Annotated in this window: 18 protein-coding genes and 3 pseudogenes; 12 read left to right on the forward strand and 9 right to left on the reverse strand. The window is 59.0% G+C overall.

What is annotated here, in order from left to right:
* Window positions 1-160 (reverse strand): annotated as a pseudogene (locus tag CFR80_RS12120) (IS5/IS1182 family transposase); the annotation flags it as partial.
* A 594-nt stretch (window positions 161-754) separates the two neighbouring features.
* Between CFR80_RS12120 and CFR80_RS12125 the strand changes: the two are divergent.
* Window positions 755-1,795 carry a Hint domain-containing protein gene (locus CFR80_RS12125; protein ID WP_258367788.1) on the forward strand — a complete coding sequence of 347 codons (1,041 nt, stop codon included), beginning with the start codon at window positions 755-757 and terminating at the stop codon, window positions 1,793-1,795.
* A gap of 692 nt (window positions 1,796-2,487) precedes the next feature.
* Here the strand turns inward: CFR80_RS12125 and CFR80_RS12130 are convergent.
* A complete protein-coding gene (locus tag CFR80_RS12130; RefSeq protein WP_181418219.1) occupies window positions 2,488-4,971 on the reverse strand; it encodes a TonB-dependent receptor plug domain-containing protein in 2,484 nt (827 codons plus the stop codon).
* 378 nt (window positions 4,972-5,349) lie between these two features.
* Between CFR80_RS12130 and CFR80_RS12135 the strand changes: the two genes are divergently transcribed.
* A complete protein-coding gene (locus tag CFR80_RS12135; RefSeq protein WP_048857058.1) occupies window positions 5,350-6,288 on the forward strand; it encodes a LysR substrate-binding domain-containing protein in 939 nt (312 codons plus the stop codon).
* A 4-nt stretch (window positions 6,289-6,292) separates the two neighbouring features.
* On the opposite strand, the gene CFR80_RS12140 is transcribed toward CFR80_RS12135, so the two are convergent.
* The 5 genes from CFR80_RS12140 to CFR80_RS12160 all read right to left on the reverse strand — a co-directional run bounded on the left by CFR80_RS12140 (window position 6,293) and on the right by CFR80_RS12160 (window position 10,978).
* Complete coding sequence (locus CFR80_RS12140; RefSeq protein ID WP_110507451.1) at window positions 6,293-7,792, reverse strand: aspartate ammonia-lyase; 1,500 nt, start codon at window positions 7,790-7,792, stop codon at window positions 6,293-6,295.
* 150 nt (window positions 7,793-7,942) lie between these two features.
* Complete coding sequence (locus CFR80_RS12145; protein WP_110507452.1) at window positions 7,943-8,404, reverse strand: acetyl-CoA carboxylase biotin carboxyl carrier protein; 462 nt, start codon at window positions 8,402-8,404, stop codon at window positions 7,943-7,945.
* Window positions 8,401-9,768, reverse strand: coding sequence for an acetyl-CoA carboxylase biotin carboxylase subunit (accC, locus tag CFR80_RS12150; RefSeq protein WP_110507453.1), 1,368 nt, complete (start codon window positions 9,766-9,768; stop codon window positions 8,401-8,403). The genes CFR80_RS12145 and accC overlap by 4 nt, the downstream gene beginning before the upstream one ends.
* Complete coding sequence (locus CFR80_RS12155) at window positions 9,765-10,217, reverse strand: acetyl-CoA carboxylase biotin carboxyl carrier protein (protein ID WP_110507454.1); 453 nt, start codon at window positions 10,215-10,217, stop codon at window positions 9,765-9,767. The genes accC and CFR80_RS12155 overlap by 4 nt, the downstream gene beginning before the upstream one ends.
* 5 nt (window positions 10,218-10,222) lie before the next feature.
* Window positions 10,223-10,978, reverse strand: coding sequence for an SDR family oxidoreductase (locus CFR80_RS12160; RefSeq protein ID WP_048857083.1), 756 nt, complete (start codon window positions 10,976-10,978; stop codon window positions 10,223-10,225).
* A gap of 357 nt (window positions 10,979-11,335) precedes the next feature.
* Between CFR80_RS12160 and pxpB the strand changes: the two genes are divergently transcribed.
* From pxpB to CFR80_RS12190, 6 genes are all read left to right on the forward strand, one after another.
* Window positions 11,336-12,016 (forward strand): 5-oxoprolinase subunit PxpB, encoded by a 681-nt coding sequence (gene pxpB / locus CFR80_RS12165; protein ID WP_110507463.1) that lies wholly within the window; start codon window positions 11,336-11,338, stop codon window positions 12,014-12,016.
* The gene (locus CFR80_RS12170; RefSeq protein WP_110507455.1) at window positions 12,013-13,023 is read left to right on the forward strand and encodes a 5-oxoprolinase subunit C family protein; all 1,011 of its coding nucleotides are present in this window, start codon (window positions 12,013-12,015) and stop codon (window positions 13,021-13,023) included. Before pxpB ends, CFR80_RS12170 begins: the two co-directional genes overlap by 4 nt.
* The gene (locus CFR80_RS12175) at window positions 13,020-13,787 is read left to right on the forward strand and encodes a LamB/YcsF family protein (protein ID WP_110507456.1); all 768 of its coding nucleotides are present in this window, start codon (window positions 13,020-13,022) and stop codon (window positions 13,785-13,787) included. Before CFR80_RS12170 ends, CFR80_RS12175 begins: the two co-directional genes overlap by 4 nt.
* A gap of 170 nt (window positions 13,788-13,957) precedes the next feature.
* Window positions 13,958-14,881 (forward strand): DMT family transporter, encoded by a 924-nt coding sequence (locus tag CFR80_RS12180; protein WP_110507457.1) that lies wholly within the window; start codon window positions 13,958-13,960, stop codon window positions 14,879-14,881.
* Between the two features lie 80 nt (window positions 14,882-14,961).
* Entirely contained in the window at window positions 14,962-16,206 is a 1,245-nt protein-coding gene (locus tag CFR80_RS12185) for an MFS transporter (RefSeq protein ID WP_048857079.1), read from the forward strand.
* A 138-nt stretch (window positions 16,207-16,344) separates the two neighbouring features.
* Window positions 16,345-17,547, forward strand: coding sequence for a pyridoxal phosphate-dependent aminotransferase (locus CFR80_RS12190; RefSeq protein WP_110507458.1), 1,203 nt, complete (start codon window positions 16,345-16,347; stop codon window positions 17,545-17,547).
* Window positions 17,548-17,571: 24 nt separating this feature from the next.
* Here CFR80_RS12190 and CFR80_RS12195 read toward each other — a convergent pair whose 3' ends face one another.
* Window positions 17,572-18,432, reverse strand: coding sequence for a glycerophosphodiester phosphodiesterase family protein (locus tag CFR80_RS12195; protein ID WP_110507459.1), 861 nt, complete (start codon window positions 18,430-18,432; stop codon window positions 17,572-17,574).
* Between the two features lie 403 nt (window positions 18,433-18,835).
* Here CFR80_RS12195 and CFR80_RS12200 point away from each other — a divergent pair, with 403 nt between their 5' ends.
* From CFR80_RS12200 to CFR80_RS20155, 4 genes and pseudogenes are all read left to right on the forward strand, one after another.
* Complete coding sequence (locus tag CFR80_RS12200) at window positions 18,836-19,258, forward strand: hypothetical protein (protein ID WP_110507460.1); 423 nt, start codon at window positions 18,836-18,838, stop codon at window positions 19,256-19,258.
* A 107-nt stretch (window positions 19,259-19,365) separates the two neighbouring features.
* Window positions 19,366-20,131: pseudogene (locus CFR80_RS12205) on the forward strand (IS5 family transposase).
* A 165-nt stretch (window positions 20,132-20,296) separates the two neighbouring features.
* A pseudogene (locus CFR80_RS12215) lies at window positions 20,297-20,428 on the forward strand (TetR/AcrR family transcriptional regulator); the annotation flags it as partial.
* A gap of 659 nt (window positions 20,429-21,087) precedes the next feature.
* Window positions 21,088-21,369, forward strand: a complete 282-nt coding sequence (locus CFR80_RS20155) for an AlbA family DNA-binding domain-containing protein (RefSeq protein WP_110507461.1) — start codon at window positions 21,088-21,090, stop codon at window positions 21,367-21,369.
* Here the strand turns inward: CFR80_RS20155 and CFR80_RS19605 are convergent.
* On the reverse strand, window positions 21,335-21,685 hold a 351-nt coding region (locus CFR80_RS19605; protein WP_220032743.1), incomplete at its 5' end, for a hypothetical protein. The two genes, CFR80_RS20155 and CFR80_RS19605, sit on opposite strands and share 35 nt — an antisense overlap.

A 21,685-nucleotide genomic window follows, 5' to 3' on the forward strand; every position in this document is an offset into this window, starting at 1 on the left:
TGACCACCTCGCGCATATCCGTCGTGCGAGGGCGACCGCCCCGTTTCGCAGGGGGCACAAATGGCACGATCAAAGCCCATTCCCCGTCCATCATATCCGATGGATATCGCAGTCCTTCCCGGCTATGTTCACGTCGGGCAATACCAGTCCATGTCACCATTCACTCCATCTCTTCGTAAAGACGGATGAATCACAACAGGCTGGTATTGTTCAAAAACTTTCGGATCAGGCTCTTAGCAATAACCTGATCGGTGCCCTGACCGGGGCAACCATTACAGCCGATGGTGGGACGGTTTCCATGTCGGGTGAAGACACCATTTCCGCCCTGTCGGGTGCCACCTATAATATCGAGAATGGCGGCACGCTGATGATCAATCAGGTAGAAGGCGAATCCGCCATCGCTGCACTGGGTGCGTCATCGGTCAATTTTGGTACGGGCGGCGGAACATTGGTCATCACGCCCGGTGCCAACCTGTCCATTCTGGAATTTCCGAGCATCAGTGGTTTTGACCAGCCGGGGGCCACCATAGAAATACCGAATGCAACCGCCATCGCATCCGTATCGCAATCAGGCGACAGTACCGACATTGTCACGACCACGGGCCAGACCATTCAGGTCCAGGGCGATTTCTACGATTACGCAACCCAGCATAATCTTTTTCAGTCCACCAGCGATGGAAATCTGTATATCAGCACCACCCCCATGAACAGCACGGGTGATAACGGCGTACTGGTCTGTTTCCTGGCGGGATCAATGATCACCACCCCTGCCGGGACCGTCGCAGTGGAGGAGATTAAGGAAAACGATACCGTCCTCGCACTGGTCAATGGGCAACACGTCCCACGCACGGTGGTCTGGGCAGGCAAGGCGCAGGCAACCGTTCGCGCAGGCGTGGCCGATGACGAGGCAGGCTATCCCGTCCGTATCCGCCAGAACGCCATTTCTGACGGCGTACCATACAAGGACATGCTGATTACCGCTGAACATTGCCTGTTCCTCAACGGACGTTTCATTCCGGCACGTATGCTTGTGAATGGCCGGTCGGTTTTATATGATCATTCCATTACATCTTATGAATACTACCATATCGAATTGGAAGAACATGCGATCATCATGGCGGACGGCATGTTGACCGAAAGCTATCTTGATACGGGAAACCGCCGCGCTTTCCAGCAGACCGGGCAGGTTATCCGGATCGGGGGCAAAACCCATGACTGGACGCGTGATGCAGCAGCCCCGCTTGGCGTCAGTCGCGACTTTGTTGAACCTGTTTTTCGCCAGATCGAGGCGAGAGCCGCGGCGGCCGGACTGGACAGCCAGTCTGCAACACCAATATCAAGTAAAGAACCCGATCTTTACCTGATGACCGACGCCCAGACTATCATCCCCAAAATACGCGAAGCCAATGGTAAGGTTTTCTTCATGGTCCCGCCCGATGTGCATGACGTCCGCATCATGTCGCGCACCGCACGCCCGTCTGAGATGATAGGTCCGTATGTGGATGACCGCCGCCAACTGGGTGTACTGATCGGAAATATCAAACTGTTTGAAGGCAATATCACGCGCACCATCACCTCCCACCTGACGGAAGACTCATCGCTCGGCTGGTATGATGGCGGAAATGCATCCGATAGCGTGCCCTGTCGGTGGACGAATGGACGATCCGTCCTGAAACTTGGGGAACGGCGCCCTTCAGCAATGGGGCTGCTCTGTCTCGAAATTCTGGCTGGTGGCCCCTACCGCATTGAAGACAGTGCCAGCATCAATACCGATATGCCCCGTCTTACAGCCTGACCTGACAACGGGGAAAGGGACGATGGCAGGTATCAAAAGTAACCGCATGCATGCCATCGTCTCCTGCAACAAGGCATTTATAAAAAAATAAACATTCACCAAAAACTTTTCTTAGATTTACCGGACGTTTCACAAGCTGACTTTTCAAACAGCGGCACGGGCACCTGTACCCTGCCTGCATCACCTGCGATGCAGGCACCCCGACGCAACGGAATCAGATACGTGCAATATTCCGGTCCATCAGACATATCGCCACAGGGGCATCAGCAACAGCAACAGCAACAGCAACAGCAACAGCAACAGCATGGATCGTCGTCGCGGTCTGCCCATGATTGAACCGCCCCCTGGCTAGCGCTGCGCCCTTTTTGCAGTTCCCGCACTATTTTGACCTGCGCTGAGAAGCGTGCTGCCGATCCCTCTGGCAATCGACGGCTGGACGCAGTTAAATCCATTCAGACACGCTACGTTCATCCCAGCGGCGCAGACATCTCGTCAGACGCATTTACACGATGCCCATGCCACGCGGCGTTGGCAGACGGGAATGAACTCAGGACGCAGGGGCATATCAAAAAAAGAATGGTCCGGGTGATGCCTGAAAAGACATCTCACCCGGACCATCGAATTACGCAAGGGTCATATCCGGCCTACCAGCCTGCTTCCGGTTATACTTCCCCTGTATTTCAGGATGCTTATCAGAAATCGAGGGATGTCTTGACATAATACATCCCCCCGTTGAACCCGTACGGCGAGTAGGAGGCATATTTCGCCAGCCCCTGCTGCGAATTGGCAATCGAACTGGAAATACGGGTCGGGTATTTGTTACCAAGGTTATTGGCACCGACACCGATGGTCCACCGCGGGACAGGCTTGTAGTCAACTTCCAGATTGGTGATGAAGGCCGGGTTCTGTTCAAACGGCACGGAACCGGGACCAGTCGGCGCAGCCATATAGGTAATGGAGCCATACCGCATTTCCTGCACGAACACCGACCATTTCTTGTACTGCCAGTTCACGCTGATCTGCTCCCGGTTTTTCGGAGCGGAATGCAGGACCATTTCCTTGGTGTATTCATTCACCAGGTTATTGCGGGCGGAACGGATCTCGTTATCGGAGAAGTTGATGCCCATGGCAAAGCGGAACTTGCCAAAGCGGTGCGTATGCAGCGTGTAGTCAGCACTCAGGTCGCCGCCAAACGTCTGGGTGTTATAAAGGTTGGCATAGTATGAAAGAGACGTCGCGCTCGAAATATTGGCAGCCGCCAGCAGCTGTTTCAACGTGGCATCATTCTGGTCAACCGTATAGGACTGGGTGCTGCCCAGACGGTCATTGATTGCAATGTAATACAGGTTGCCCGTGATATGGAAATCATCAACAGGTGTCGCATCAAGGCCGATGGTATAGCTGCGTGAATACTCGCCCTTCATGTTGCCTGCGCCAAGATACTTGGCAATGGCGCTGTTCGCGGGCACCTGATCAACGGTATAGCCGGGATAGGGCGCTGAATAGAAATAGGACATTTCACCCAGCGTCGGCGGACGATAGCCGGAATTGATGTTGGCGCGGATCGCCCAGCGCTTGTTGAAGTTGTAGCGCGTACCGATGGAGCCAGTTTCAACCGTGGCCATGTTGTTATAACTGTCCACACGTCCGCCCAGCGTCCACTCCCATTTCTTGGTTATGTAGAAATCAAGATTGGCGAACCCTTCATACACGTCACGGTTCTGGTTTGTGACCGCCATGGGCACGTTACCGGGATGATCGGTTGCCCCCTGCCCGTCCCACGACGCAGTTTCACCCTGCGTCATCTGGAAGGTGTCATGACGGTATTCCGCACCAAATTTCAGGTTGATGTCCCTGGGCAGCAGGCCGGTGTGGAACGAACGCGATCCCCTCAGGCCCGTTGTCAGTTCGGACGAAATCGATTCACCGTCATAGAAGGATGTCTGGGTCGGATCGTAGACGTATGACCCGTCCGACGCGGTGGTGGCGTTTTCTGAATCCTTGGTGCCGTATTTCTGCTGGTCACGGCCATAGGTTACGTACGCATCCCATGCAAAACCGAATTTGCGCGCGCGGATGCCGTTATCCGTCTCGAAATCATACTGATCCATGGTGATGTAGGGCTGGTCACCATTGGGGTAGAGCGACGGGTTGATCCATGTATCGTCCCCCGAATTGGCACGGTATGTTTCAGGCACGTTGGCGCGACGGTGCGAGAAGGTGGACGTGCTGTAGAAACTGAACCCGTGCGCCACGGGAATGGACATGTTTTCGCTCAGCGTCTCAAGCGTGCTCTTGGGCAGGCCCAGACCGCGCTGCACGTTACGATCTGCCGTTGCATTGCGCGTGGGGTCGGCAAACAGGGTGCCATAGAAGTCCCCGCCCCGCGTCGTAGGCAGCTGATGGGTGACCTGTGCCGCAAGGTCCAGATAGCCACCCTTGTTTCCCAGCGCCATGGCGTAACTGGCCGAACCGTCCAGCGCCTGCCCGTCGCCTGCGTAATAACCACTGTTCTTGAAATTGATGGTGCCACCGTGCGTATCACGCTTCAGCACGATATTGACCGCACCGGCAATGGCATCCTGACCATACAGCGCGGACGCACCTTCGGTAATGACTTCGATATGGTCAATCGCCGTAATGGGAATAAGCGAGATATCAGCCGGTTCACTGCCCCAGTTGGTGCCCGCATTGGAATTGAAATTGGCGCCGATATGACGGCGATGTCCATTCACCAGGATCAGCGTGTCATCGGGCGACTGCCCGCGCAGCTGCATGGTCTGGACAAACGAACTTGCGCCACCGCCCGGCAGGGCTGCTGTGGTAATGGCCGGGTTGGCCTGCGCCAGCGCGGAAAGCACATTCGTCTGGCCGGTTTTCAGCAGTTCCGCACCGGTTACGACCGTAACCTGCGTGGTGCTGTGCCGCGCAGCACCGGGCGAAAAGATGGAATTGGTCTGGTGGCCGCCCACATGAATCTCTTCCGGTCGGGAGGACGCACGCAGTGCCGCAGGCGCGGCCTGGCTTGCGGCTGGAGCCTTTTTATGGGCCGTCACCCGATAATGCTTTTCCGGGGATGAGACAGACGCGGTCGCGGCTTCGCCCATGGCCGGCACGAATGTACCGAATGCGACCCCAGCCACCAGATATAACTTCCGCTTTGATAAGCCTGACATCTGCCTTCCCCCCTGAAACTCGACCGGACGTTTCGTAACGAATATGTGCAGGTTTATGATGCGCATTCGTTACGATGTGGCGTCATATGGATTATTGATATGTTCGCAAGACAGGCGGGCGCTTACTTGGATATAACAATTTATATAATTGAAAATGCTTCGTGTTTTTAACGGTGTCGCGTTTTCGACACGGCTACCGCAAGTATCAGGACTCCTGTTCCAGAACCCGATCGGGCCTGATCATGGCCATCCTGCCGGCAGGCAACGTTATTGTGTCATAACGTCATGCCCATGCATGACAATATATTGACAACGCAAGGAAAATACCTATTATCAATGCAATAAAGCCCAAGCCTATGACATGTAACGGAGTTCCAGTTGGATATACGGCGACTGCAGGCTTTTATTAAAATCATTGACCTGGGCAGCATTTCCCGTGCGGCCGACCTGCTCAATATTGCCCAGCCTGCGTTGAGCCAGCAACTGGCCACACTTGAAAACGCCTTCAAGCAGAAACTTGTCATCCGCAGCAAAAGCGGCGTCACACCCACCACTGCCGGGGCGGAACTGTACCGGCATGCACAGACCCTGACCAAGCAGTTCGACCGGGCCATGGTGGAAATAACCCGGGGCGCGGGACCGCTGGTGGGCAAGGTATCGGTCGGACTGTCACCTTACAGCGCGGGCTCCACGCTATCGGTCAAACTGCTGGAACGCGTGCGCGCGCGCCTGCCCAACATCACGCTGCACCTGACCGAAAGCTTTGATGACATCTACAGCGAACTGATCATGACCGGACGGCTGGACATGGCGGTCATACATGGCGCGGGGCCGATCAAGGGGGTCGTTTTCACCCCGTTGATGAAGGAGGAATTCTTCCTTCTGGCCCCCCATGCACTGGAATTCCCGCAAGATGAAACGGGTGCCGTACAACTGGCTGACATAGCCGACACGCCCCTGCTCCTGCCACCCAAGCATAATTTTGTCCGCAAGAGCGTGGACATGGCCTTCATGCGCAAGCAGCTTGAACCGCGCATCGTAGCTGAGATCGAAGCGCTGATTACCCTGCAGGGTGCCATCGAACAGGGCATCGGCGCCACCATCCTGCCGTGGTCTGTTGCCAGCCGTATTGTCGCACCAGGAAAATCGCGCATCTATCCGCTGCGCAATCCGGTCATTCAGGAAGACGTTTCACTGTGCATTCCTGAAATCATTCCGGAAACCGAGGCCTCGGTGGCGGTGCGTGACGTGCTTATCGATCTGGCCAAGACCATGGCAGCATCGCATAACTGGCCCGGGACACAGCCTTTCAGCTGACAGTTCAGCCTGTCTGCCGCCCCACATTGGGGCGGGTCAGCGCGTCGGGACGCAGCAGGGCCGCCAGCCGTTCGGGGGAAAGCAGCCTTTCCTCCATGATCAGGTCCGTCACCTTGCGGTTTTCCGCCAGCGCACGTCTGGCAAGGGTCGAACAGGTATCATAACCCAGCACCGGCACCAGCGCCGTAATAATACCGATATTGATATCAAACAGGTACCGACACCGCGCCTGATCGGCTGAAATCCCGTCAATGCACCGCGTGGTCAGCGTTTCGATGGCGGCGCGCAACGTCCTGATGGATGTAAACAGGCAGTACCCGATCATCGGTTCGAACGGATTAAGCTGCAACTGCCCACCATCGGCACACATGGTAATGGTCAGATCATGGCCCGCGACCAGATAGGCCACCTGATTGACGGCCTCGGGAATGACCGGATTGATCTTGCCCGGCATGATGGACGATCCGGCCTGCACCGCCGGCAGCACGATTTCACCCAGCCCCGTCCGTGGTCCGCTGGACAGCAGGCGCAGGTCACTCGACATTTTCGACAGTTTCAACGCCAGGCGCTTCAGCGCGCTGGAAAACAGGACAAAGGCCCCCACATCCGATGTTGCCTCGATCAGATCGGGCGAACCGGTCATGGGCCGCCCGGTCAGGGCACGCAGTTCCGCCATGACGGTCGCGGCATAACGCGGGTCGGTATTCAGCCCTGTCCCGATGGCAGTCCCCCCCAGATTGACCTGTTCAAAAGCGGCGGCATGTTCCCTTATGCTGCGAATTTCCACGGCGACAGACGTGCGGAACGCCCCGAATTCCTGCCCCAGCGTCATGGGCACGGCGTCGCGCAACTGCGTGCGGCCAACCTTCAGGATCGCATCAAATGCCCGGGCCTTTTCATCCAATGCCTCATGCAGTCCTTCAAGGGCATGCAGCAGCGGGTCCACCGCCAGCAACAGGCCCAGACGCAGTGCCGTCGGGTAAACATCGTTGGTGGACTGCGCCATATTGACATGGTCATTGGGGTGCAGCACGTCGTATGCGCCCGGTTTTTCCCCCAGTATCCCAAGGGCGACGTTGGCAATGACCTCATTGGCGTTCATGTTTGTGGACGTGCCAGCCCCGCCCTGCATGGCATCCACGACAAACTGTTCCCGATAGGCCGGGTTTTCCAGTATGCGCTGGCAGGCACCGTCAATGGCGCCGGCGCGCGTGCGGTCCAGATAGCCCAGCGCAAGGTTGGCCCGTGCCGCTGCCTGTTTGACAGTCACCAGCCCCTGCACCAGTTCGCTGAAACTACCGATTGTCGTTCCACTTATGGGAAAGTTATCCAGTGCGCGCTTTGTATGCACGCCCCACAGGGCACCGGGGGGAATGGTAACGCCCCCCAGCAGGTCACGTTCAACGCGATAACCGGACAGACCTTTCCCCGTCCCGTCGGCCCCGGTCCGGCCCGCGGGCACGCGCGTCGCGGCATCTTGTGCTGCTGGGGGCATATCAACCATTTCGATCTGTCCACATCAAGAATAATACCGGCAACCGGGCAAAGCCATATCCGAAAGACGGTGCCAGTCGCATGACACTACAATAAAAAAGACAACCCGGACGCAATGAATACTGCACTGCAAACAGCGGTGATGTTCAGCCCGTGCGGATCAGTCGGGCTGGATCTGCATGATGGCCGCGCCATACCCCACCAGCGCACCGGGCTGTCCCGTCACATCCACCACCGTGCCCGATACCGGCGCGGGAACCGGCACCTGCAGACTGTCCAGTGTCAGGAGAGCAACAGTCTCTCCCTGCGTCACCTTTGTCCCTACCGGGGCAAAAGGTGTGTCGCGCAGCGGATGGACCAGGCACAGATGACCAAAATACGGCGTTTTCACCGCAACTCGCCCTGCCCCGTCATTGGGCTGGGATGCTACACCCGTCAGGGGAGCGGTAATTGCCGCAGCGGCCTGCTCCACGCGGATGCGCAGTTTCAGTCCCGCTGCCTCGTTGGTCAGTTCCAGGCTTTCCAGCCCCGCCTGCGCCAGCCATGTCGCCATCTGCCCGATCTGTTCGGGATCTGGCAGCCGGTCGAAATGGGGCACCAGCTGTTCGGAGCGGTTGTTCATGGGGCCGTCCTTTGCGCAAGCCAGCGTTCAAGATAGTGGATATCCACCCCGCCGCGCTGAAACGCCGGGTCCGCCAGCAGGTCGCGGTGCAGGGCAATATTGGTTGACACCCCCTCCACCTTCATTTCCGCAAGCGCCACCCGCATCCGCGCGATGGCTTCCGCACGGGTTGCGCCATAACTGATGATCTTGCCGATCAGTGAATCATAATAGGGCTGCACCGTGTAACCCGCCACGACATGCGTATCGACCCGGATACCCGGCCCACCGGGCAGATCCCAGCGCGTGATGGTGCCTGGCGAGGGCATGAAGGTAAACGGGTCCTCGGCATTGAGGCGACATTCAATGGCATGGCCCCGCAGCGGGATATCCGCCTGCGCGATGCCAAGCGGTTCACCCTGCGCAATGCGCAACTGCTGGGCTACGATGTCGATGCCCGTTGTCTCTTCCGTAATCGGGTGTTCGACCTGCACACGGGTATTCATCTCGATAAAGGCGAACACGCCGTCTTCATACAGAAATTCGAACGTGCCTGCGCCACGATATCCGATGCGTCGGCATGCTTCGGCGCAACGTTCGCCAATTTCCGCAATGGTTTCAGGCGCGATGCCGGGGGCGGATGCCTCTTCCAGCACTTTCTGGTGGCGGCGCTGCAGTGAACAGTCGCGCGCACCCAGCCACAGCGCGGTGCCATGCGTGTCGCACAGGACCTGGATTTCGATATGACGCGGCTTCTGCATGAAGCGTTCAAGATACAGCGTCGGGTTGCCAAAGGCCTGCTGGGCTTCCTTGGCGGTCAGGGTCACGGCCTGCGCAAGGTCGGCCTCACGCTCGACCACACGCATGCCACGGCCGCCGCCCCCACCCGAGGCCTTGACGATAACCGGGAAACCCACCTGCACCGCAATGGCCCTGACCGCATCCATGTCCGCAGGCAGCGGCCCGTCCGATCCCGGCACGCAGGGCACACCAGCGTCACGCATGGCACGCTTGGCGGTAATCTTGTCGCCCATCATGCGGATGGAGGCCCCCGTCGGGCCGATGAAGGTCAGGCCCGCAGCTTCCGCCGCATCGGCGAAATCAGCGTTTTCCGACAGGAAGCCATAGCCGGGATGAACCGCCTGCGCCCCGGTCAGGCGGGCCGCCAGCAGCAGTCCGTCGGGGTCAAGGTAACTCCGCGCGGCGGCGGCCGGGCCGATGCACAGGGCGATATCGGCCTCATGCACGTGGCGGCTGTCGGCATCGGCTTCGGAATATACGGCCACCGTCTCCAGCCCAAGCTGGCGGCAGGCGCGCTGGATACGCAATGCGATCTCACCACGATTGGCGATCAGCACCCGGCTGAAATGTGGGATCTCACTCATGCCAGCCGGAACAGGGGGGTACCTGCCTCCACTTCAGTGCCGTCTTCCACCAGAACGGCCGCGATTTCGCCCGCCTGCGTGGCGCGCACGGCGTTGAACACCTTCATCGCCTCGACCAGTCCGACTTCCTGACCAGCCAGCACGGCCTGCCCCACGGTGACGAACGGTGGCGCCCCCGGCGAAGGCGAGAGATGGAACACACCATAGGACGGGGCGGTAATGACCACCTCCGCCTCGGGCGGCGGGGTGTGGCCTGCCGCGGCAGATGCCGGAGCCGTGTCCACGCCCGGCGCACTGGCACTGGACACGACGGATGCAGCCGGAGGCGCAGCCTGTGTCCCGCCGCCACGGGTGATGCGGATACGGCAGCCGCCTTCCTCCACCTCAAGCTCCGTGACCGGAGCATGGGCCAGCAGGTCGATCAGCCGCCTGACATGCGTGAGATCCACTGGTCTTACGCCGCGCCGGATGTCTTCTTGGCGAAGTTCAGGCCACCCACGACCTGCATGGTCGGCAGCACTTCCATAAAGCTGACATTCATGCGCTGCGGCGCCATGACGGCAAAGGCCACGGAATTGGCGATGTCTTCGGGCAGGAGGGAATCATATTCATCGAAGAAACGCTTCTTCGCTTCTTCCATGTTCCCGATCAGGCGGCCGAACACTTCAGTCTCGACCCGCGCGGGTGAGATTTCGGTCACGCGGATATGGCGACCGAACAGGTCACAGCGCAGCTGCTGCGACAGCGAATGCACGCCCGCCTTGGTCGCATGGTAGACCGTGTTCCCGCCGGCAAAGGCATAATGCCCGGCAATGGAGGTGATGTTGACGATATGCCCGCGGTCACGCTCGATCATGCCCGCCACCGCCAGCCGGGTCAGCTGCAGCACCGCGCGCAGGTTCACGTCCACCAGCGCGTCGATATCCTCGGGCGTGGTGTTAGTGATGTTGCCCGTGCGCGACTGCCCGGCATTGTTGACAAGGATGTCGATCTCCAGCCCCTTCATCAGCGCCTCGATGCCGGCCTGGTCGGATACGCTGACCGCATGCACGACGCAGCCGGTTTCCTGCGACAGCTGTTCCAGCCGTGCTGCGTCACGCGCCAGGGCATGGACCTCGATCCCTTCCTGCGACAGGCGACGGACGATCTGCGCGCCAATGCCGGAGGATGCCCCAGTGACGAGTGCGGTACGGTACGGCTGGTTGCTCATGGTAAGAAAACCCGATCCTGAACAGAGAAACTAACACCACCCGGCCCCACGGTGGATGCCGGATGTTCAGCTATTCATTTCATGCTAACGGCCCCGGACGACATGCGCCAAGAGCACTTCGTTCTCACGCCATAACATAATACGATGGCCCGGCTATCACGCTGGGCCATAAGATTATTCAATAGCCTCACAACCAGAATTGCACTGGCCATCGTTACGGGAACGGCCATAATCCCATGGTCGGCACATCCTGCCGCGAAACCTATATTGTTACGGTTCAGGGCCAATACCGGATCCTGCCTTTTTTCCGGGATGCAACCAGCGCCGTTCCAGGGACTGTGTATTTTGAACGCGGATATGAAGAACGATGTGGCGCGCGATGCCGGTGCGGCGCCCGCCATCAGCATGATCGGCACCCGCGCCATGCTGTTCGAGGCGCCGGGCGACTTCACCATGGCCCACCAGCGCCGGATCTGGGCACTGATGGACGCGGCACGGGCGCGGCCCGACGTGCAGGAACTCATTCCCGGCGTGACCAATCTCATGCTGATCTTTTCCGTCCCCCCCGACAGCCCGCAGGCAGTGGCGGACTGGCTGCACCATGCCTGGGACACCCTGCCCGAACGGCATATCGAGGGACGCCTGTTTGAAATCGGCGTGCGCTACGGCGGCACGCTGGGCGAGGATCTGGCCGCCGTAGCCGCCCATGCCGACCTGCCACCCGAGGACGTCATCGCCATCCATCACGCCAGTGAATACACGGTCTGCGCCATAGGTAGCGCACCGGGCTTTGGCTACCTGCACGGTCTTGACCCGCGTATCGCGACACCACGCAAGACGGTGCCGTCACTGAACATGCAGGCCGGGACCGTCATCATTGGCGGCATGCAGGCGGGCATTTCCGCGCTGACGGGACCGAATGGATGGAATTCCATCGGGTTTACCGACCTGCGGCTGTTCGATCCCGACAGGCAGCCGCCCGCCCTGTTTGCCGTTGGCGATCGCATCCGCTTTTATCCGGAAAGCATAGAGCTGTGATTACGATCCTTGAAACATCCGCCCTGAACACGGTGCAGGATCTGGGCCGCCCCGGTTACCGCGACCTGGGCGTGGGCACATCGGGCGTGATGGACGCAATCGCGCTGCAGGTGGGCAATATCCTGCTGGACAACCAGATGGATGACGCCTGTATCGAACTGCAGACCTATCCGGTTGTCCTGCGCTTTGACACGGCCGCCACGTTTGCCGTGACGGGCATTGACGCCACCATCGACCTTGATGGCCGCACGATCCTGCCATGGATGGTCGAGACGGCAGCGGCGGGACAGATCCTGCGTATCGGGTCACCCAAAAAAGGCGCGCGCGGCTGCCTGTGCATTGCAGGCGGGATTGAGGTGCCGGTGGTGCTGGGATCACGCAGCACGCAGTTGCGTGGCGGCTTTGGCGGGCTGGACGGTCGCCCGCTGGAGGCAGGCGATACGCTGAAGACCACGGGCCGGACGCTCGATGTGGCGGGTTATGGCGCCCTGCCCCCCGCCACGGTTCTGGACACCGTAGCGGATGGGGACGACGGCAGGACCATCGCCCTGCGTGCGATGCCAGCAACCGATTACGGGCTGTTCACGCCCGAATCTCAGCAGCGGTTCTGGGATACCCCGTGGCGCATCACACCGCAGAGCAACCGCGTGGGCTACCGCCTGTCGGGCGCGCCACTTGAACTGCACCACCGGGTGGAACTGCGGTCCTATGGCGTGATCGCCGGTATCGTTCAGGTCCCGCCCGCAGGTGAGCCGATCGTACAGCTGGCCGATGCCAATACCGTAGGCGGTTACCCCCGTATCGCCACCGTAATCGAAGCCGACCTGTGGCGGCTGGCACAGGCGCGGATCGGCACGCGCATCCGCTTCCGGGAATGCAGCTTTACCGAAGGCGTCGCCGCCATGCGACCGGTCAACGCCTATCTGGACGACCTGCGCATGATGGTTGCCCACTACCGCACATCCGCCCGCTGTCGTGCTGGCATGAAGTCTGGAGACAAGGCATGAAGATCGACCTCAATTCCGACATGGGCGAAGGCTTTGGCCGCTGGCGCATCGCGGATGATGACGGGCTGATGGATACCGTATCCTCGGCCAATATCGCCTGTGGTTTTCATGCAGGTGACTACGCCATCATGGACCGTACCGTGCGTCTGGCGAAGGAAAAGGGCGTTGGTATCGGCGCTCATCCCGGCCTGCCGGACCTCATGGGCTTCGGCCGGCGTGCCATGGCCGTGTCCGACGCGGATATGGAATCCATGATGTGCTACCAGATCGGCGCGCTGCAGGGTATTGCTGCCCGCCACGGACACCGGGTCACCCATGTCAGCTACCATGCGGCATTCGGCAACATGGCCAACGCGGATGAGGGGCTTGCCCTGCGCCTGACCCGCGCCATTGCAGCACTTGACCGGAACCTGAGTGTCTTCTGCATGCCCGGGCAGGCGACCGAACGCGCCGCCGAAAAGGCTGGCCTGCGGGCACAGACCCTGTTCCTCGCCGATCGGGCCTATACCACTGCGGGCACGCTGGTCCCACGTGGGCAGCCGGGGGCGGTCATCCATGACCTGGCGGGAGTACGTGCGCGCGTGAAGCAGTTCCTGCAGGACGGATCGGTCACGACCATTGACGGTACCCGCCTGCCGGTCAGGGCACAGTCCATACTGGTGCACAGCGACACGCCCGGATCACTGGAACTGGCCCGCGCCATCCGCGCGGAAATCGAGGCCAGTGGCGGCTTACTGACACCCGCCTGCCAGCTTGGGGACTGACACGGTTCCCATCCATAAGAATTTCCTATTGCACCGCAACAAACACCTATGACCCGGGATGCGCCCCGTGCGTTACGATATCGCAACATGACGCAGGCGGGGGCTACCGGCAACAGTGATCCATGATGAAGCGCGCCGCCGTCCATGTCGTGCATTGAGGTACGGATAAAATGAAGCATGACCTGAAACGTGGTGCCCTTCTTCTGGCATCTGCAACATTTTTTACCGCTGCCCTCAATGCCCTGCAGAAACTGACCGGATCAACGCTTCCCGCGCTGGAGATCATTTTCTTCCGCAACCTGTTTTCCCTACCCTTCGTGCTGCTGATTGCCGCACGCACGGGCATTGTCCTTAAAACAAACCATTTTGGCGGGCATGTCCTGCGCTCGGTCGTTGGCCTGATCAGCATGATCATGGTCGTGATCACCGTCACGCGCCTGCCGCTGGCTGAACAGCAGGTGCTGTCCTATACGCAGCCGCTGTTTCTGGTGCTGCTGTCCATCCCGCTACTGCATGAACGGCCATCGCTCCAGCGATGGGTTGCTGTCTCGATCGGGTTTTCGGGCGTGATCGTGGTCGCGCTGGGCAAGGGGCTGCTGCACGGCGCAGGCACTGCCGTACCAGGCTGGGCGTATTTCGTAGCCCTGGCGCAGGGCGCGGTGGGCGCGCTGACCACCATGCAGATCCGTCAGCTTTCCGCCACGGAAGCCAGCACGACCATCGCCCTGTGGCAGGCCATCCTGATGACGCTCATGACCGCGCTGCCGCTTCCCTTCATCTGGACCACGCCGGGCATGACCGAAGGCGCCTGCCTTGTTGCCGTCGGGGCCTTCGCCGGTATCGCGCAGGTCCTGCAGACCGAAGCGTTCGCATCGGCGCAGGTGTCCGCCATTGGTCCATTTGCCTATTCCGGGCTGCTGTGGGCGGCCCTGATCGGATGGTTCGGATTTGGCGAAATCCCCGGCATTGCCATGGTCATTGGCGGGCTGCTGATCATCGGGTCCGGCGTATGGATGCTACGCCATGACCGTCCGGCAAAGCAGAAGGCCGTGGCGGAAGGCACGATGGATGCGGCCACGGGCCCCCCGCCATGACTCCCGGCCCGCGCGTGGCGGCCTCTCCCCTATCGTAATTCATGGCACACCAGGAGTCCTACAGCGTGACAACAGGTGAAATGACCACCCATGCACGAGGCAGGCGCGCAATTCCCGCCCGTTACGTGTTCTTCTTCCTTGTCTTCCTGATGTACGCCATCAGTTATGGCGACCGCGCCGCACTGTCCATTGCCCTGCCCACGATGGGCAGGGAGTTTTCCCTGACACCGGTGCAGATGGGCTGGGTTTCATCCAGTTTCCTGTGGTCGTATTTCCTGCTCAACCTGCCATCAACCATCGTGCTCGACATGGTGGGTGCACGCGCCATCGGCAGCCTTGCCGTGGGCGTATGGTCGTTTGCCATGCTGCTGGGCGGCATGGCGCAGAATATTACGCAGTTCCTGCTGACCCGTGTCCTTCTGGGCGTTGGTGAAGCGCCGACCTTCGGCGTGGGGGCCACCGTCGTGCGCAACTGGGCGCAGCCGCGTGAACGTGGATCGGTCATGACCGTGCTGCTGACCGGGATGCAACTCGGGCTGGCAGGGGGCACGATTGCGGGCGCATACCTGATTACGTTCTTTGGCTGGCGGTGCGAGTTCATGGCGCTGGGCGGCGTGGGGATCGCATGGGCGCTGGCATGGTGGCTGGTGTACCGCAACCCGCAGGACAAAGCCGATGCCGATGTGGCGCCGCGCAGGCCCATTTCGGTGCGCGAAATCAGGAACCTGTTCCGCTCATCCTCATTTCTGGGAATACTGGTGGTACAGTGTACGCAGAATTACCTGAACTTCCTGGTCATGTCATGGATGCCGCTGTACCTGATCCATGAACTGCATATCGATACGACCGGCACGGGCAACAGCACGGCCCTGTGCTATCTGGTCGCCGCCATCGGTGCGGTCATGATCGGGCGAATTCTGGAACATCTTGTCTTTCGCAATGGCATTCATCCGCCCAACCGGCGTTTTGTTGTCGCCACCTGCCTGCTGGGCGCGGCCACGATCGGGCTGCTGCCATATTTCCATACCATGATGCCCATTCTGCTTGTACTGTCCGGTGCGCTGGCCTGCCTGATGGCGGCAAATGGCGCCAATACCGCGCTGCTGACCGATATGGTGCAGGACGGAGGGAAAATCGGGGCGGTTACAGGTGTCACCCTGACATGCAGCAATTCACTGGGGCTGCTGTCACCCATCCTGACCGGATATATCGTGTCATGGACCGGCAGTTTTGACATGGCATGGTATATGTGCGCCGCCGCCCTGATCATTGCCGCCGGACTGTCACTGAGCATGGTGCGTAACCCGATCCGGATGGACGGATAAAGTGAATGCTCAGGCTTTCATAGGATTGTTGTATGGGGCCAGACGATTTTCACTGGTATCTAACCCATCGCGAAACGATCTACGATCGTGCTGTAAGCATATATGCTGTTGCATGAGCAGAAGTGGAGAAAGCGTCTGATGCCCGGGTTTGCGGATCGACTGAATGGAATTGGGATTTCGGCTTCGGCCGCGATGACCGACAAGGCATCGGCACTGAAGGCCGAAGGGGTAAAGATCGTCAGCCTGTCATCCGGCGAGCCGGATTTCCCCACCCCCGAACATGTCGTGGACGCCGCGATTGCCGCAGCACGCGCAGGTGACACAAAATATCCGCCGCAGGATGGCAAGCCCGCGCTGAAAAAAGCGGTGCAGGGCAAATTCCAGCGCGAAAACCACCTGGATTACGCACTGGATGAGATTCTGGTGGCCAACGGCGCCAAGCAGATCATCTATGACGCCATGATGGCCACCATCAACCCCGGTGATGAAGTGGTGCTGCCCAGCCCGAGCTGGATCAGCTATGCCGATATCGCCCGCCTTGCAGGGGCCTCCATCGTATCCGTGCCCTGCCCTGCCGAAGGTGGTTTCCGCCTGTCCGCCGCAGCGCTGGAGGCTGCCATTACGCCGAAGACCAAGTGGCTGGTCCTCAACTTCCCCGGCAACCCCACCGGCGCATGCTGCCCGCGCACGGATATGGAAGCCATCGCCGCCGTCCTGCTGAAGCATCCGCAGATCTGGATCATGACTGATGATATCTATGAGCATCTGATCTATGACGGCTTCACCTTCTGCACGATCGCCGAGGTCGAGCCACGACTGAAGGACCGTGTCCTGACCGTCAATGGCGTGTCCAAGGCCTATGCCATGACCGGCTGGCGCGTCGGTTACTGCGGCGGCCCGCGCGCACTGATCGCGGCCATGAACAACATGCAGGGCCAGTCGACCAGTGGCATCAATACACTGGCACAGGCGGCCGCCGTCGCGGCACTGAACGGCCCGCAGGATTTCCTGAAGGACCGCGCTGCCGAATACCAGACCCGACGTGACCTGGTGGTTTCCCTGCTGAATGCCATTCCCGGCGTGCAGTGCCATACGCCGCAGGGCGCATTTTATGTCTATCCCGACATCAGTGGCTGCATGGGCAAGACCTCTGCAGGGGGACGCCTGATCAGGACCGATGCCGATTTCGTAATGGCACTGCTGGAAGAACAGCAGGTCGCATCCGTGCAGGGCGCGGCCTATGGCATGAGCCCGTTTTTCCGTATTTCCTACGCCACCGACACAACCACCCTGCGTGAAGGCTGCCGTCGGATCGCGGCCTTTGTGGACGGGCTGAAGTAAAACCGGCCCCGCCCCAAAGCGGGATCAGCCCGTTGCATGCAAAATGGACTGGAATGCCGCACGGAGTTGGATCGGGGTATTGGTAACCAGAATATCGATGGGCAGCCCGTGTGCCCATCGTGCCCCGGCTTCGGGAGTCATGGCGTCCGTCAGTGCACCCGCCCCCAGCAAATCCGTGATCACGACCGCACCGGCATTATGCGCGGCGTGAAACAGCGCCGGGTCGGCGTGCCGGGGTATGTAGGCCGCAAACCGCCGCCCGGCAGCCATGGTGACATATAGTCCGATATCGGCAGGCCGGGTGATCAGGACGGATACGAGGACATCGGGATCCGCTGCGAACGCCGCATGCGCCACATCCCTGGCAAAAGTCAGGACCACGACGCGCCCGGAGAGTCCCGCCTGACGGACAGGTGCCAGCGCATCCGCCGGTGCCACGGCCTTGATGTCCAGCATCAGGCGTGCGGTCGGTTCGCCCGCCGCCCAGCGAACAACGTCCCGGTAGGCCGTGACCCGTCCCCTGACCTCGCCCCGACCGTTCTTCATGCGCAGGGCACGCACCGCCGGATTATCCAGTGCTGCAAGCGGCCCATGGCCAGTCGTCACACGATCGATATCCTGATCATGCATGAGGAAAATCGTGCCATCGGCATCGCTGGTGAGATCAATCTCCATCATGAAAGGTCCGCTCCGAAGCGTATGACGCATCTCTTCCAGCGTATTCTCGAACCGGGACGGATCACGCCATCCCCGGTGCGCGCAGATGACGGGCATACTTTCACGCGTAGCCTGCGCCAGGCATGCACCCGGCGGCAACAGAGCCGCCGTGCATGCAGCCATGCTTCCCATACGCAGAAATGTCCGGCGATCTGGCAATGTCATCATGGTCCAGCCTGTCCTGTCTGGCTACGGGCAGACGGAGCCCTGCATGACGCGACAGGCTGCCTGCTGGTGGTTCCCGCTGGTTGATCTCTATCCCTGACCATGGCAGCAGGCGGAACCGTATTCATAGACGCATGCAGCTTCGGTGGAAACAATGCATCCATGGAATACCACGGTTTGCCAGCAGACCGGTTGAAGAGACTGGAGTGCCCCACCTGTGGATGACACCCATCACGCGACGTGCCAGAAGACAACAGACGCAGGGACTGTTGATTTTCACTGAGAACTGACCCGGGTCGGGTGGAAATTCTCATCGAGAATTGACCCATGCCTTCACACTGCCCGGCAGCATCTGCTGTTCAAGACGCGCCTTGGCTTCGACTGCGAAGTTGCTGCATCAAGACTTGTGACGGAGTTGCTGGAGCCGCTTTCGACGCGGAAGATCGAAGCCAACGAGCGTGGCCTTCCCGTATATGCGGAAGCTGCCCCTGACACGTTTCTGAAGATTTTCGAGCGTGACCTGAAGACGAAGCAACTGGCGTCGATATCGATCCTCAAGCCGATCGCATCGTTGAAAACCATCTGTCGCGCATGGATACCCCAGACTGCGGCCAACCACGATCAACGCCTAAAAACTTTAATGTCGCTGGTGGAGAAATTTCCAGCGGTCGGTTGGAAGATTTGCATCGACCAGTTCGGCCATTACGGCAGCAGAGCAGGCAATTACAGCCACAAGCCCAAATGGCGCCCTGACGGCTACGGTTTTGGTGAGCCGTTCAAGTTCATGGAACCCATTCACGCTTTTGTTCGCGAGATGGTCGAGGCGTAGCTTAAGCAAAGTGCGCAAACTTGCAGCTGAACCACGCTCAAGACCTATTAATTTATTGAACTGAGCGAGACGTTGTGATTCACAGGCTTACCGATGGAGGTGAGGCTGTGAGTGAGGTATTTTTGCTATCTGAGAGCCAGAAGGAGCGGATTGAGCCATTTTTCCCTCTGGCACACGGAGATTAACACGCGTGGATGACCGGCGTGTTCCGAACGGGACCGTTTATGTGATCCGCAACGGCCTTCAGTGAAAAGACACCCCGAAAGCGTATGCTCCGCGCAAGACTTTGTATGATCGCTTCATCCGGTGGAGCTGCCCGGGTGTCTTTGACCGGATCTTCATCGCCCTGACAGAACAGGCTGGCCGTTCGAAGCGCCTGATGATCGATGCGACACATCTCAAAGCGAACCGGACATCGGCGTCCCTGCTCAAAAAAGGGTTTTTCCCTGCCATATCGGGCGGACAAAAGGTGGCCTGAACTCAAAACTCCATGCGGTGTGCGATGGTCAGAGTCGGCCTGTCCGCCTACATCTGACAGCAGGTCAGGTCAGTGACTTCAAGGGCGCAGACGTGCTGCTGGCAGATCTCCCCGACGGGACAGAAGAAGTCATCGGGGACAGAGGCCATGACAGCAGCCGGATCAGATTATCGCTTGCAGAACGCAATATCACTGCCTGTATTCCCGCGAAAAAGAACCGGAAATCAAAGCCGCCTTAAAACTGGCATCCGTATAAAAAGCGCCATCTGATCGAAAACATGTTCGCAAAGCTGAAAGACTGGCAGCGTATTGCCAGCAGATACGACTGCTGCGCTCACACATTCATGTCCGCAATCCACATCGCAGCAAGCTTCATCTTCTACCTCAAGGAATGAGTCCTGAGCCTAGAGGGCTCGAATTCGGTGGTGATCAGTTTACCACCACCATTATCACGCAGGACAGCGGCAAGATGGATCGTCGAGATCCCGAAAGATGTTCCGAATTCGACAATCCTCTGCGCCTTCATAGCGCGGGCCAACATGTAAAGAAGCGTGCCTGCCAGGACGACTTTCGGTGCCATCGGCAAGGCGTTCTCGGAGACACCCCGAAGCGAGGCAGAAATCGCAGCCTATGCCGACGCCATGGCCGATATGTTCGAAGCCTATCTGCTCCGGCTCTCCGGAAGCATCTGATCGGAATCTGTCAACCGAATGTCAGCCGCTCTGCGAGCGTCAGACCACCTTTCGGCCCAGTCAGGAGATGTCCCAAGCCACATTCACACACATGTGATATTCGACAAAACTGCGCCGGATTACCTTTCCGTCTGTTTCCTATGTGTTTCCTGCGGCGGAAATTTGGACGCAAAAAAGCCGCCTCTGGGGGCGGCGTTTTTGTATCATATTCAGTGTATTAAGTCTGGTTGCGGGGGCACGCAAGCACCGATTCCCACATGCACTTCAGGCAGCAATATAAACCAGTTATATCAGTCTTTTGGACTTCCATCGATTGGCGCGGCAAGCACGGATGCCCCAAGGGAAAGATCCATAACAAAGATGCAGTTCACCATTCGCTTCGATGAACGCTTTGCCCGCACCACTTTCTGATCAACATATCGAATAAGACACCGCATACGAAATTCCTGACAGTCGCTCGATTATCTTCATAAAATAGACGATTTATTTATTCGAAACGGTGTCTGCTTTCGCCCTCATGTCGGACGTAGGGCGCGGCGACCTGCATTCCCGATAGCGGACATAGTGACTGAATAAAAACTTAGCGGCCTACGTGGGCCGTTAGCAGAGCAGCAACTATTGCGTATCTAATCGTCAGAATACATGTTCTATCATAAAATATGATTGAACATCCACTTGATACAATTTCCCTACAAGATATCAAAGCCCTTGTAGTCTATGCCCGGAGTGAGGGGCCAACTCTTGACTTCAAAGGAGCCTTCCCCGCTGCCGGCCATAAGGGCGTTAGAGACTTTCTTGCCGATGTGACAGCATTCGCCAATACGTATGGCGGAGACATCGTCATTGGCGTCCACGAGGACAAGAATGGTGTTGCCGCTGAGATCGTTGGCATAGATCGGACTGGGCTCAATGAAGGCTTTCGCCGGGTCGAAGGACTATAGGGTCATCGCTGGGGACGGTTGGGTCAGCCAGGCCGCTTGGCAGGATACTGCCTACTTTGGCGAGGTCATAGACAATGCGATGACCCCTGAGGTAATTAAAGCCATTCAGCCAAGGCTTCTGGCGGTTGTTCGGCGAAGATCGCGTCTCGCCATCTCTGCTGTAATGCGACGTTTTACCCGCAGGCTTGCGGCGGCATGGTATACTCTGACTGTCTGAGAGCCCGATCCGAAAGTTTTTCAAGCTTGACAATGCCTTGCTGTCCGTCGTGTGAGCATGCGGATCGAGGCGATCAATGTCCATGCGGTTGAGGACGCA

Origin of the sequence: Komagataeibacter oboediens (assembly GCF_003207815.1) — a bacterium.
In the GTDB taxonomy this organism is placed as follows: domain Bacteria; phylum Pseudomonadota; class Alphaproteobacteria; order Acetobacterales; family Acetobacteraceae; genus Komagataeibacter; species Komagataeibacter oboediens.

Bases quoted from the DNA above. Each gene is read 5' to 3' on its own strand.
- CFR80_RS12125 (WP_258367788.1), top strand. From the start codon at position 755: ATGATCACCACCCCTGCCGGGACCGTCGCAGTGGAGGAGATTAAGGAA.
- CFR80_RS12130 (WP_181418219.1), bottom strand. From the start codon at position 4,971: ATGTCAGGCTTATCAAAGCGGAAGTTATATCTGGTGGCTGGGGTCGCA.
- CFR80_RS12140 (WP_110507451.1), bottom strand. From the start codon at position 7,792: ATGGTTGATATGCCCCCAGCAGCACAAGATGCCGCGACGCGCGTGCCC.
- CFR80_RS12145 (WP_110507452.1), bottom strand. From the start codon at position 8,404: ATGAACAACCGCTCCGAACAGCTGGTGCCCCATTTCGACCGGCTGCCA.
- accC (WP_110507453.1), bottom strand. From the start codon at position 9,768: ATGAGTGAGATCCCACATTTCAGCCGGGTGCTGATCGCCAATCGTGGT.
- CFR80_RS12160 (WP_048857083.1), bottom strand. From the start codon at position 10,978: ATGAGCAACCAGCCGTACCGTACCGCACTCGTCACTGGGGCATCCTCC.
- pxpB (WP_110507463.1), top strand. From the start codon at position 11,336: ATGAAGAACGATGTGGCGCGCGATGCCGGTGCGGCGCCCGCCATCAGC.
- CFR80_RS12175 (WP_110507456.1), top strand. From the start codon at position 13,020: ATGAAGATCGACCTCAATTCCGACATGGGCGAAGGCTTTGGCCGCTGG.
- CFR80_RS12180 (WP_110507457.1), top strand. From the start codon at position 13,958: ATGAAGCATGACCTGAAACGTGGTGCCCTTCTTCTGGCATCTGCAACA.
- CFR80_RS12185 (WP_048857079.1), top strand. From the start codon at position 14,962: ATGACCACCCATGCACGAGGCAGGCGCGCAATTCCCGCCCGTTACGTG.
- CFR80_RS12190 (WP_110507458.1), top strand. From the start codon at position 16,345: ATGCCCGGGTTTGCGGATCGACTGAATGGAATTGGGATTTCGGCTTCG.
- CFR80_RS12195 (WP_110507459.1), bottom strand. From the start codon at position 18,432: ATGATGACATTGCCAGATCGCCGGACATTTCTGCGTATGGGAAGCATG.
- CFR80_RS20155 (WP_110507461.1), top strand. From the start codon at position 21,088: ATGATTGAACATCCACTTGATACAATTTCCCTACAAGATATCAAAGCC.